Here is a 12,393-nt window from a genome sequence, read left to right on the forward strand (position 1 = left end):
CAGGGCCCTGGCCACCGCCACCCCCGCCCACCCCGCCCCGGTGGTCGAAGGCGAACTGGTCCGGCTGCCGGACGCGCTCGCCGCCCTGGACGAGGCCCTGGCGCGCACCGGCGATCCATGGCTGCGCTCCCGGGCGCACCGGCTGCGCGCGGACCTGCTCGACCCGCCCGACCCGCTGCGCACTCCGCTCATGCGCATCCACGGCGACCTGCACGCCGGCCAGATCCTCCGGTGGCGCGGGGGCCACGCGGTGATCGACTTCGACGGCAACCCGGTGCTCGCCGGCTCCGGCGGCGGGCGGCCCGCCGCCGACCTGCTGCCCGCGGCCCGGGACGTCGCGCAGCTGCTGACCAGCCTGGAGCATGTCGGCCAGGTGGCCCGCGAACGCCGCGGGCACGACGCCACGGGCTGGGTCGCGGCGGCGCGGGCGGATTTCCTCGCGGCCTACGGCGCCCCCGAGTTCTTCGACGAGCGCCTGGTCAGGGCGTTCTCGATCGAGCAGGAGTGCCGGGAACTGATCTACGCCGCCCGGTTCCTCCCCCGTTGGCGCTACGCCCCGCTGGGCGTGCTGCGCTCCTGGTACGACCACTGACGCCACACTGGAGACCACCGATGCACCCGGACCTGTTCCGCGCCGACCTCGAAGCCAAGCCCGCGGCCCTGGCCGCACTCGCCGACGCCCTGCGCGGGGGCGACCCGTTCGCCTCCCTCGGGGACGTCCGGCGGGTGGCCTTCCTGGGCATGGGCAGCTCCCGCTACGCCGCCACGGTCGCGGCCCACCGCCTGCGCCGCGCCGGGATCGACGCGGTGGCCGACTACGCCTCGGCCCTCCCCGTCCCCGAACCGCCCGGCACCCTCACCGTCGCGATCTCGGCGTCCGGGGCCAGCCGGGAGGTGCTGGACGCGCTGGCCGTCCGCGGCGGCGGGCACGTGGCGCTCACCAACGTCGCGGACTCGCCCGTGACCGAGGGCGCGTCCCTGGTCGTGCCGATGCTCGCGGGCGAGGAGAAGGGCGGGGTGGCCTGCCGGTCGTTCCAGCACACCCTGGGGCTGCTGCTCGCCCTGGAGCGGCGGCTGACCGGGGCGGCCCTCGATCTGCCCGGCCTGCTGCTCAAGGCCGCCGAGGCCAGCGCCGACCTGCTGGAGCGCCGATGGCTCGACGACGTGCTCCCCCTGCTGGACGGGCCCGACGGCGTCTACACGATCGCACCGTACGAACGGATCTCGTCCGCGGAACAGTCGGCCCTGATGCTGCGGGAGGGGCCGCGGCGGCCCGCCGACGCCTGCGAGACCGGCGACTGGTCCCATGTCGACGTCTACCTGACCAAGACCCGCGACTACCGGGCCCTGCTGTTCCCCGGCTCGCGCTACGACGCCCAGGCCATGGACTGGATCAAGCGGCGCGGTTCGACCGTCGTCACCGTCGGCGCGCCGGTCGGCGGCGCCCGCGCCGCCGTGCGCTACCGGCACGACGGCGAGGCCGACGTGGCCCTCCTGGCCGAGACACTGGTCGCCGAACTGGTCGCCGCCGCCTGGTGGCGGTAGCCCTGTTTGAAGTCCCGTTCAAATCCTTGCCGGGCGGCGGGGCGGGCGGGCGGCCATGGAACGCGGCGCTCGGATCACCGGGCTTTCGGGGTGGTGCCGGCGGCCCTGGGCTTGCGCGCCGGCTCGGGCGCGGGACGCAGCGGGTGCCCGGTGGCCTGCCGGGCGTAGTCCAGGATCAGCTCCGCCGCCTCGTCCGGCCCGATCAGCGGATGCCTGGCCACGATCCGGTAGCCGTAGGCGTCCTCCAAGGCCACGAGGTTGCGGGCGATCGTCTGCGAGTCTCCCGACAGGGTGAACGCGCCCTGGGCCCGGCCGGTCTCCAGGATCATCTGGTACATCGTCACCTGGCGGTCGTAGAGCGTGGTCAGCAAGGTGGCGTAGACGCGGTTGCGTCCCGCCGAGCCGCCGAGTTCGCACAGCAGCCGGACGTCGTCGTCGTCCGGGCTCGACGGCAGGCCGGAGCGGATGGTGACGACCAGCTTCTCCGCCGGGTCGGCGATCGAGGCGATCTTCTTCATCCGCAGGTCGTAGAAGCGCTCCATGCCCGCGTGGTGCGCCTCGAGCAGCAGGTCGTTGAGGTCGGGGTAGTGGTACAGGACCGCACCCGAGGTCAGCCCCGCCGCCTCGGCCACCTGGTTGAGGTGGACCGCGTCGGTGCCGTACTGCACGATCGCCCTTCGCGCGGCCTCGATGAGGTCCTGGCGCCGCTCGGTCTTCCTCTTACGCGTGGCCATGGCTCCCCATTCTCGGTTCTCCCAGGTGTTGACGTGGCGCCCTCGATACTATTTGAATCCTTCTTCAAAAGAGCCTCCCCTCTTGGGGCGACACCGGGAGCCACCATGGCCGATGAGCTGACGGTCCTGTTCATGCCGGAGAGCGCCTACGGGCCGACCAACAACTGCGTGGGCATCGGCGACGTCCTGCGCAGGCGCGGGCACCGTGTCGTCTTCGCCGCCGAGGCGTCGTGGAAGGGCAAGCTCGCGCCGCTGGGCTTCGAAGAGGACCTGGTCGACCTCACCCCTCCGGCCGAGGACGCCGCCGAGCAGGACGCGGGCCAGTTCTGGAAGGACTTCATCCGCGACACCGCGCCGGAGTTCCGCAAACCCACCTTCGAGCAGCTGGACACCTGGATCAAGCCCGTCTGGGAAGAGCTCATCTCCGGCGCGAAGTACTGCGAGCCCCGGCTCAAAGAGATCATCGGGCGGGTGCGGCCGGACGTGATCGTCGAGGACAACGTGGTGTGCTTCCCCGCCCTCACCACGGCGGGCGTGCCGTTCGTCCGGATCGTCTCCTGCAACCCGCTGGAGGTGAAGTCTCCCGAGGTCCCGCCGCCCTTCTCCGGCTACCCGATCGACGACCGGTCGCGCTGGCGGGACTTCGCCGCCGAGTACGACCGCACCCACCGGGCGCTCTGGGAGGAGTTCTCCGCCTGGTGCGTCGCCCAGGGCGCACGGCCGCTTCCCGAACTGGAGTTCATCCACGAAGGCGACCTCAACCTCTACGTCTACCCCGAGGCCGCCGACTATCCGCGCGAACTCGGAGCGGCCTGGCACCGCCTCGACTCCTCGGTGCGCGCCACCGACGACTCGTTCGAACTGCCCGGCGAGCTCCGTACCGGCGAGGGCGCGCTGATCTACTTCTCGCTCGGCTCGCTCGGCTCGGCCGACATCGAACTGATGCGGCGGGTGATCTCCGTGCTCGGCGCGACCCCGCACCGCTACATCGTCTCCAAGGGCCCGCTGCACGAGGAGATCGACCTGCCCGGCAACATGTGGGGCGCGGAGTTCGTCCCGCAGACGCAGGTGATCCCGCTGGTCGACCTGGTGATCACGCACGGCGGCAACAACACCACCACCGAGAGTCTGCACTTCGGCAAGCCGATGGTCCTGCTGCCGCTGTTCTGGGACCAGTACGACAACGCCCAGCGCGTCGACGAACTGGGCCTCGGCGTCCGGCTCGACACCTACCGCTTCTCCGCCGAGCAGCTCACCGGGGCGATCGACGGGCTGCTCGGCGACACCGCGCTCCGCGAGCGGCTCGGCAAGACCGGGGCCGAGATCCGCGCCCGCGACGGTGTCACCCTCGCCGCCGACCTGATCGAACGCGCGGCCCGCGCGTGAGCTTCGTTCCCGGTGCCGCCGGGGGCGCCCGGCCGGCGGTCTTCTGGACCGACCGGCCAGGGCGTCCCGGCCCCTTCCCGCCGCTCGCCGGCGCCACCGGCGCCGATCTCGTCATCGTCGGCGGCGGTTACACCGGCCTGTGGGCCGCGATCCTCGCCAAGGAGGAGAACCCCGGCGCCGATGTGCTGCTCCTGGAGGCCGCGACGATCGGCTTCGGCGGCAGCGGCCGCAACGGCGGCTTCGTCTCCGACTCCCTCACCCACGGCATGGCCCACGGCGTCTCCCGCTGGCCCTCCGAGATGCCCGCACTGGTCAGGCTCGGCCGCGAGAACCTCCGCGACCTGGCCGCCACCCTCGACCGGCACGGCATCGACGCCGGCCTGCGTCTCACCGGCAAGACGACGGTCGCCGTCGCCCCGCACCAGGTCGCCGAACTGCGCGCCCTGCAGCGGCTCCACCTGGACTACGGCGACGACGCCGCCTGGCTGGACGCCGAGGAGATGCGGGCCGACGTCCGCTCCCCCACCTATCTGGGCGGCCTGCGCGTCCGCAACACCGGCGGCCTCGTCGACCCCGGCAAGCTCGTCTTCGGCCTCACCGAGATCGCGGCCCGCCTCGGCGTCCGCATCCACGAACACACCGTGGTCACCGGCTTCACCCGCCATCGGAGCGGAGTCGCCGTCGACACCATCGCCGGTCCCGGCGGGACGGCGGCGGGTACCGTCCTGGCGGGACAGGCCCTGGTGGCCACGAACGCCTATCCGGCGCCGTTGAGGCGGCTGCGGCATCTCGTGCTGCCCGTCTGGGACTACGTACTGGTGACCGAACCGCTCACAGCCGCTCAGCTCGCATCGATCGGGTGGACGCAACGGCAGGGGGTCACCGACGCGGGCAACCAGTTCCACTACTACCGGCTCACGGCCGACGACCGGATCCTGTTCGGCGGGTACGACGCGATCTACCACCGGGGCGGCGGGGTCGGGGAGCACCTCGCGCAGCGGGCGTCGTCGCACGATCTGCTGGCGCGGCACTTCCGGGAGACGTTCCCGCAGCTCCGGCCGGTCGCCTTCAGCCACAGGTGGGGTGGCGCCATCGATTCGACCAGCCGGTTCACCGCCACGTTCGGGACGGCGCTCGGCGGGCGGGTCGGGTACGCGGTCGGGTACACCGGGCTCGGCGTCGCGGCGTCCCGGTTCGGCGCACAGGTCGCGCTGGACCTGCTGGCCCGGCGGCGCACCGAACGCACCGAACTGCGGATGGTGCGCCGGCCCCCGCTGCCGTTCCCGCCCGAGCCGCTGCGGTGGCCCGTCGTCGAGGTGACGCGCCGGGCCCTGGTACGCGCCGACGCACGCGAGGGGCGCCGGGGTCCCTGGCTACGCCTGCTCGACCGTTTCGGCATCGGTTTCAACTCCTGAGGACGCACATTGCGCACGTTGATCAATCCCGCCACCGGCCGGGCCCTCGCCGAGCTCGCGGACACGCCGGCCGGTGAGCTGCCGGCGATCGTCGCCGCCGCCAGGAGCGCCCAGGAGATCTGGAAGGACGTGACACCCGGCGAGCGCGCGCGGGTGCTGCTGCGCCTGGCCGACCTGGTCGAGGCGAACTCCGCCGAGCTGACCCGGCTGGAGGTCGAGGAGACCGGCAAGCCGGCACCGGTGTTCCGGGACGGCGAGCTGCCCTTCGCCGCCGACAATCTGCGGTTCTTCGCGGGCGCCGCCCGGTCCCTGGACGGCACCGGCGCGGGCCTGTTCAGCGCGGGCTACACCTCGATGCTGGTGCGCCGCCCGGTCGGCGTGGTCGCCTCGATCGCCCCCTGGAACTTCCCGCTGGTCATGGCCGTGTGGAAGGTGGGTCCCGCGGTCGCGGCGGGCAACGCGGTGATCATCAAGCCCGCTCCGAACACCCCGCGGGCGACGCTCCGCCTGGCCGAGCTGATCGTCGAGGCGGGCGCGCCGCACGGTCTGGTCCAGGTCGTCCTCGGCGACGCGGGGGTCGGGGAGGCCCTGGTCACCGACCCCGGCGTGGACATGGTGAGCGTCACCGGCTCGACCGCCACCGGGAAGGCCGTCATGCGCGGTGCGGTCGAGGGCGTCAAGCGGGTCCACCTGGAGCTCGGCGGCAAGGCGCCCGCGCTGGTCTTCCCCGACGCCGATCTGGAGCAGATGGCCGCGGGCCTGGCGATGGGCACCACCTACAACACCGGCCAGGACTGCACCGCCGCCACCCGCGTCTACGCCGCCCGCGAGTCGTTCGACGCCGTCGTGGACGCCCTGCGGACGGCGGTCTCCTCGGTGCGTCCGGGCGACCCCTGGGCCGACGGCACCGACATCGGCCCGCTGATCTCCGCCGCGCACCGCGACCGGGTGGACGGCTTCGTCCGGCGTGCGGTCGCCGCGGGCGCGCGGGCCCTGTGCGGCGGCGCCCCGCTCGACGGCCCCGGCTACTACTACGCGCCGACCCTTCTCGTCGGCGCCGCCCAGGACAGCGAGATCGTCCAGGGCGAGGTCTTCGGCCCGGTCCTCGTCGTCCTGCCCTTCGACCACGAAGACGAGGCCGTCCGCCTGGCCAACGGCACCCCCTACGGTCTGGCCTCCTCGGTATGGACCGCCGACGTCTCCCGCGCCCTGCGCGTCGCCCACCGTCTCGACGCCGGCGTCACCTGGATCAACGACCACCTGCCGATCGCCTCCGAGGCCCCGCACGGCGGCGTCAAGGGCAGCGGCTTCGGCAAGGACATGAGCCAGGAGTCGGTCGCCGAGTACTCGGTCACCCGGCACATCATGCTCAAACACGCCGCTCCCGAGTCCCGCGACGCCTTCCGCCCGGCCTGACGTCCCCGCCGCCGGCACGAAATCCATGAACCAGGGCTTTGGACATTACTCCGGCAAAGCCGATGCGACTCCCGAAGAAGCCGAACTAAAAACTTACTTCCCGGCCATATTTCGAGTCTGTACATTTGGACGAACTTGATCATCAGAAAACTACTCAGCGAATGCGGAGCATCACACGATGGCCCTCGACACCGAGCAGGAAGTAGCGATGTTCACCGCCCGCCCTTCTGATGGCGCACGTGAGTGACCGATGCCCGGGGGAGACGCACTCGCAGGTGACGCCTTTCACGAAACCGACCTGCGTCGTTTGGGCCGGGTGATCCGTCATGCTCGGCAGGCGTCGATCACGCCCGTCGCGGAACTCGTGGGTCCCGTCCGGCCGGGCGGTGCGGCCGCCCGGCTGACCGAGGACCACTGCGTGTTCGACCACTGCGCGGTGCTGCTCTTACCCCGGTCGCTCACGGCCGGGCTGGAGTATCTGGAACGACGGGGGCTGGCGCCGACGCCGCCGGTGCCGAGCACGGTGGTCCGCCGCCGGCTGATCGAGCGGTACGGGCTCGGACCGGAGGACTGCGACATCCACATCACGCGCCTCCAACTGGAACTGCCGAGCGGGCAACGGCACCCCGCGGTCGAGGTGTTCCTGTTCCCCCGCACCTGTCCGGAGCTGGACGACCGCATCGAGAGGTCGGAAATCGCCCACGGCTTCGAAGACCACACCGCGTTCACCGTGGCCCACCCCGACCCGCCGCTGCTGGCCAGGCTGGTCGCCGCCTGGCGGCGCGAGGGGGGACTGCACTGGGAGGGCGGCGGGTACAACCCCCGCGAGGGCGGCCCCCGGGGAACCACCGTCATGTACTTCGTCCGATCGCCCGCGAACCCCTCAGGCCGGCGCCGGTTCGAGCTGCACTGCGCCGGTGACCTGACCTCCTTCATCAGCGGCATCGCGGTGGACGCCGAGACCGTCGGCCACGCCTACACCGCCTGGCGGCGCGCCGTACGAGACCCGCACCCGTCCTGACCGAACATCCCCCGGGAGACACCGTGCGCCGGAGCGAACCCCTCGACCTCAGGAACCTGGCTCTCACCCCGGACCTGCATTCCTATCTCCTCACGCAGGGCAGGATGACGCCCGATCCCCTCCTGGAGGAGCTGATCGATCGCACGTGCGCGCTCGTCCCCGACCAGGCGCACATGGTGGTCGCCCCGGAGGAGGGCGCCCTGCTGACCTTCCTCGTCCGGCTCCTGGGGGCCCGCGACATCGTCGAGGTCGGCACGTTCACCGGCTACTCGGCGCTGTGCCTGGCGCGCGGGCTCCCGGCCGGCGGATCGATCACCACATGCGACGTCTCCGCCGAGTGGACGGCGCTGGCCCGCGAGTTCTGGACCCGGGCGGGCATCGCCGACCGGATCCGCCTCCGGCTGGGCCCCGCGCTGGAGACCCTGCGCGCCCTGCCCCCGGAACCGCACCTGGACCTCGCCTTCATCGACGCCGACAAGCCCGGTTACATCGGCTACTGGGAGGAGCTGGTGCCGCGGCTGCGGCCCGGCGGGCTGCTGCTGGTCGACAACACCCTCTTCAGCGGCCAGGTGATCGAGGACGAGCCCGGCGAGAAGGCCGCGGCCGTCCACGCCTTCAACGAGCACGCCCGCCGGGACGACCGGGTCCAGATGGTGATGCTGCCGATCGCCGACGGCCTGACCATGGCCCGCCGCCTCCCGCCCGCCCGCCTCCCCGCTCCCCCGGGGCCCGCCTGATGCGGGGTCGCATCAGCACAGGATCTGTTTGCCGACGACCTGGCCGCGGCCGAGTTGCTCGTGCAGCCTGGGGGCGTCCTCCAGGGGGGCGCGTTCCGCGATGACCGGTGAGAGCCGTCCGCCGGCCAGCAGATCGAACAGGGCCGTGAGATCCGCCCGGTACCAGTCGGGCCGCCGGTCACGCCATTCGGCCACCTGGTAGATCGTCGCGGTGGGGGCTCCCGGCAACGCGGCCCGGGCGAACACCAGTGCTCCGGCCGCGTAGAACTCCAGGGCCCGGACGAGATCGCGCCGTCCGTGCCGCAGGGACGCGTAGTGGCCGAACATCACCAGCCTGCCGCCGGGACGCAGCAGCCGGTACGAGCGGCGCGAGGTCCGGCCTCCGATACCGTCCAGGACGACGTCGATTCCCCGGGGGGCCAGTTGACGCACCCGTTGCGCGAAATCCTCCCTGGTGTAGTCGATCGCGTGGGCCCCGAGCTCTGACACGATCTCGGTGGAGGCGCCGCCGGCCGTCCCGTACATGTGCAGGCCGGCCAGGCGCCCCAGTTCCAGCGCGGCGGTGCCCACCCCGCCCGCGGCACCGTGCACCAGCACCCGCTCGCCCTCCCGTGCCTTCGCGACGCGGTGGAGCATCTGGTGGGCGGTGACGTAGTTGAGGACGAGGGCGACGGCCTCGGCCGGGTCCAGGTCCGCGGGAACGGGCACCAGGTGAGGCGCCGGAACGCAGACATGATCGGCGTAGGCCCCGAAGACGGTCAGGGCCGCGACGCGCTGCCCGGCGGACAGGCCGGTGACGCCCTCACCGACCGCGTCGACCGTTCCGAGGAGGTCGTATCCCGGTGTGAGCGGCGGGCGCGGACCACCCGGGTAGCCGCCCTCGCGGATGAGGACGTCGGCGAAGCTCACCCCGGCCGCGACGCGTTTCACCCGGACCTCGCCCGAGCAGGGCATCGGCAGCGGCTCCTCGACCAGGCGCATGGCCTCGGGGCCTCCGTACCGCGCGACGACGATCCGCCGCGTCCGCCCCGCCGGCCCGTCCCCGGCCGCGACCGGACGGGCGCGCAGCCGGACGAGCACGGCATCGCCGCCGGAAAGCCGGTTCCGGGGGAAGCGACGCCGGTGGCCCCGCGCCCCCTCGCCGGCGTCCACGCGGCAGGCCAGTGCCTCGCCCACCATCTCCTGCTCCCTTCCGGCGATCAGCAGCCGGACGGCGGCGGGACGGCGCAGGTTGCGCCACCAGGTCTTGCGGCCGGAGCGGCGGACGAGCACGTAGACGCCGCCGTCCCGGCGCGCGTAGACCACCGGGAGCGTGTAGGGCCGGCCGGTACGGCGTCCCGTGACCGTGATGAGGGCGCCGGAGCCGCTCAGCAGCCGATGGGCGCGGGACCGCAGAAGCGCGCCGACGACCGGGTTCGCCACCCGTTCGCGAAGTCTCATGGAACCCGCCCGGTCTGGATCGACGTACTCGTGAAGACGATGTTTCACGGTGCTGCCGGCATGCCGTTATCGGTAACGGCAGGACACTTCATACCCCTTCCGGCCGGAAAGATGATCGGCTGGTTCACCTTTTGTGTTGATGTTCCCTTTCGGTGACGGATATTTCATCATCGGACAACGCCGGGATTGGCCGAAGATATGCCATGTCACCTGCGATGACGCGCGTGCCGAAAACTGCGTCCACGCAAGGATCGGCCGCAGGCGGGCTGGAAGGTCTCCCGGCTCCCGGGAGACCGGGACCGCGGAAGGGCTCGCACGATGGTGAAGACTGTGGCCATGGAATTCTTCTGCTACCACCGCGATCGGCCCGGCTCGATGGCACTGCGCGACGAGCTGCTGGAAGAGCACTGGTCCTACATGGACCGGTACGCGGCGGAGCTGATCGCCCGCGGCCCCACCTTCGCCGCCGGCGACACCCCCACCGGCAGCGTGCACATCGTCGACCTGCCGGACCCGGCGGCCGCCCGCGCGTTCGCCTTCGACGAGCCCGGCTACCAGGCCGGCGTGTACCGGGACGTGCTGCTGCGCCGGTGGCGCAACATGCTGGGGCGCACGATGTGGGACTTCCCCGGTGGCCGGACCGATGGCGACCGGTACCTGGTGCTCGGCCTCGGCTCGGGCCAGGCCGCCGACCTCGACGTGCCGCCCGGCCGGGACGAGCTGATCGCCTACGGGCCGCTGCTGTCCGACGACGGCACCGCATGGCTGGGCACGGCGGCGCTGCTCCGGGCGCCGGACCCGGACACGGCACGCGCCGTCCTGGACCCGAAGCGGTACGCCGATATCGAGGTCCACGCGTGGGAGTTCGGCGGACGGCGGTAACGGCCCTCCCCGTCACCCGTCCGGTTCAGGACGTGCCGGCGATGTTGCGGGCGGGTGATCGGGGGAAGGCTGCCCGTGTGGCCGAGGACGAGCCGGGGGGCACTCCTCCCGAGCCGCTGCTGGAGGTGATCGCCAACCTCGCGCGGTTCCATCACGAGCATGAGAAGTACTACTCCCAGGCGCCGCTGAGGCAGGCGGCCGAGCTCCAGGCCCGGTCCCGGGCGCTGAAGTCGCTGGCCGACCGGTGGAGCACGGTCGATGCGGGCGGACGCTCCGGGACGGTTCCGTTCGCCGGCGCGGAGGATCTGAACGCCCCGGGGCTCGTCGCGGAGTCGGGAATCCTGTTCATGGAGGGCGAGGGCGAACCCGCCGAACTGCTGCGGCTGAAGCGGGACGTCGGGCAGGTCGCCGACGACTACGAGCGGGGCGGCACCTGGCTGGCGCACGCGATGGAACAGGCATGGGAGATCGCCGGGCAGCTCGCCGTCCACCCGGCGCTGGCCGACCTGCTCGGTGAGCGGCACCGCATCATCGCCAACGACTGGCAGTCGGCGGGCCTGCAAACCTTGGTCGCGCGGCTGCTGAGACGCGCCCTTGAGGTACTGGCCCGCGTCGACTTCTCGCCCGCGGCGCTCCGCGCCGACCTGGGCGGCGGGCGGCTGGCCCCCGGCTACCTCTACTCCGCGTCCGAACTGCTCGACCGGGCGGCGGACCTGATGACGGAGTCGGCCATGCTCGTCCACGACAATGAACGCCGCTGGCGCGTCTTCGGCGCCCGCGTCCGCGAACTGCGGTCCGGGTAGCCCGCGTTCCGCGGTGCGAGGCACCGGCCTCAGCCCGCGGCGGGACGGGTCTGCTCCATGCGGGTCCAGGGCCAGGTGATCAGGGCCCAGCCGAGCAGGATGAGCGCGGCCTCGGCCGGCACGTACCACGGCCAGGGCCCCAGCAGATCCAGCACCGAGGCGGTGCCGGGCTTGTGGTTGAGATACCCGTAGTTGGTCCCGGCGGCGACGTTGAAAACGAACGTGGCGACGGCCCACGCCAGGGTGACGGCGACCGCGAACCTGTAGCCGCCCCAGTCCGGCCGCATCCCGAGCCCCCAGGTCAGGTACACCGCGGCCCACACGATCATCAGATGCATCCCGAAGAAGCCAAGGTAATCGATGTCGGGATAGTCCCCGCCGTTCAGCGCCGGTGTGAGCAGGGCCTGCACTGACAGTGTGAGTCCCCAGTAGTACGTCAGCGCGAACCAGCGCCGGCCGAGCGTCCACAGCGCGCCGACCGCGGCCGGCCACGCCACGTCGCACAACTGCAGCGGCAGCGACCCGCCGATGCTCCACTGGCCGGGCAGCAGCGGGTGAACCTGCGTGCCGATCATCACGTACACGATCGCCAGCGCGTACGCCTTGCCGAAGCCCCTCGCCTGCTCGCCGGACCCGTGGCCCGGCTCGGTCCCCGTCCGCTGCGCCCGGCCGAGCGGCACCAGCCCGGCGCACCCGATCGCGAACAGCCCGAGCGCCGCCCAGTGCGACGGCCCGAACGCGACGAACTCGCCGGCGACGGTCAGCGACATCCGGTGATGCTAACCCGGCCGTCCCCGGTCGGCCGCCCACCGCGCTCCCCCGCCCCGTGGCGGACGAAGAGCCCGCGAGCACGAGGGCCGGCCCAGAAGCAGGAAATTCGAATGCACCCTCGATTTCCGCCCGTTTTCGGAAGATTATGACAAAACGCCGTAATGCGAAGAGCGTTCCCCTTTCGGGGTATTGATCATTTCCGTCGGCGGGCGATCGGCTGCCGCCGTTCGGCGAATACCCCGA

At 72.2% G+C, this 12,393-nt stretch carries 11 protein-coding genes and 1 pseudogene; 9 read left to right on the top strand and 3 right to left on the bottom strand.

The genetic code is table 11. From position 1 onward, the window contains the following. Both AF1_RS35255 and AF1_RS19930 read left to right on the top strand, forming a co-directional pair. A pseudogene (locus AF1_RS35255) lies at positions 1–592 on the top strand (hypothetical protein); the annotation flags it as partial. A 20-nt stretch (positions 593–612) separates the two neighbouring features. Next, on the top strand, positions 613–1,545 hold the full coding sequence (locus AF1_RS19930) for an SIS domain-containing protein (protein WP_067801240.1): 933 nt from the start codon (positions 613–615) through the stop codon (positions 1,543–1,545). Between the two features lie 74 nt (positions 1,546–1,619). Here the strand turns inward: AF1_RS19930 and AF1_RS19935 are convergent, their stop codons facing one another. After that, positions 1,620–2,279, bottom strand: coding sequence for a TetR/AcrR family transcriptional regulator (locus tag AF1_RS19935; protein WP_067801243.1), 660 nt, complete (start codon positions 2,277–2,279; stop codon positions 1,620–1,622). A gap of 105 nt (positions 2,280–2,384) precedes the next feature. On the opposite strand from AF1_RS19935, the gene AF1_RS19940 reads away from it, so the two are divergent. The 5 genes from AF1_RS19940 (at position 2,385) to AF1_RS19960 (ending at position 8,254) form a co-directional block, all read left to right on the top strand. Beyond that, positions 2,385–3,665, top strand: a complete 1,281-nt coding sequence (locus AF1_RS19940) for a glycosyltransferase (protein ID WP_067801246.1) — start codon at positions 2,385–2,387, stop codon at positions 3,663–3,665. Beyond that, positions 3,662–5,080: an NAD(P)/FAD-dependent oxidoreductase gene (locus AF1_RS19945; protein WP_067801250.1), complete on the top strand. Its 1,419-nt coding sequence runs from the start codon at positions 3,662–3,664 to the stop codon at positions 5,078–5,080. Before AF1_RS19940 ends, AF1_RS19945 begins: the two co-directional genes overlap by 4 nt. 9 nt (positions 5,081–5,089) lie before the next feature. Next, positions 5,090–6,496 (top strand): aminobutyraldehyde dehydrogenase, encoded by a 1,407-nt coding sequence (locus AF1_RS19950; RefSeq protein WP_067801253.1) that lies wholly within the window; start codon positions 5,090–5,092, stop codon positions 6,494–6,496. A gap of 316 nt (positions 6,497–6,812) precedes the next feature. Beyond that, positions 6,813–7,517, top strand: coding sequence for a hypothetical protein (locus tag AF1_RS19955; RefSeq protein WP_067801255.1), 705 nt, complete (start codon positions 6,813–6,815; stop codon positions 7,515–7,517). Between the two features lie 104 nt (positions 7,518–7,621). Further along, on the top strand, positions 7,622–8,254 hold the full coding sequence (locus AF1_RS19960) for an O-methyltransferase (protein ID WP_084263148.1): 633 nt from the start codon (positions 7,622–7,624) through the stop codon (positions 8,252–8,254). A 12-nt stretch (positions 8,255–8,266) separates the two neighbouring features. Here AF1_RS19960 and AF1_RS19965 read toward each other — a convergent pair whose 3' ends face one another. After that, positions 8,267–9,694, bottom strand: coding sequence for a nitroreductase/quinone reductase family protein (locus AF1_RS19965; protein WP_084263142.1), 1,428 nt, complete (start codon positions 9,692–9,694; stop codon positions 8,267–8,269). Between the two features lie 318 nt (positions 9,695–10,012). Between AF1_RS19965 and AF1_RS19970 the strand changes: the two genes are divergently transcribed. Then, positions 10,013–10,576, top strand: coding sequence for a YciI family protein (locus AF1_RS19970; RefSeq protein WP_242608910.1), 564 nt, complete (start codon positions 10,013–10,015; stop codon positions 10,574–10,576). 77 nt (positions 10,577–10,653) lie between these two features. Further along, the gene (locus tag AF1_RS19975) at positions 10,654–11,379 is read left to right on the top strand and encodes a hypothetical protein (RefSeq protein ID WP_067801266.1); all 726 of its coding nucleotides are present in this window, start codon (positions 10,654–10,656) and stop codon (positions 11,377–11,379) included. Positions 11,380–11,408: 29 nt separating this feature from the next. Here the strand turns inward: AF1_RS19975 and AF1_RS19980 are convergent, their stop codons facing one another. Next, on the bottom strand, positions 11,409–12,149 hold the full coding sequence (locus tag AF1_RS19980; RefSeq protein WP_067801269.1) for a YwaF family protein: 741 nt from the start codon (positions 12,147–12,149) through the stop codon (positions 11,409–11,411). Positions 12,150–12,393 lie beyond the last annotated feature (244 nt).

The organism is Actinomadura formosensis NBRC 14204 (assembly GCF_001552155.1).
Lineage (GTDB): Bacteria > Actinomycetota > Actinomycetes > Streptosporangiales > Streptosporangiaceae > Spirillospora > Spirillospora formosensis.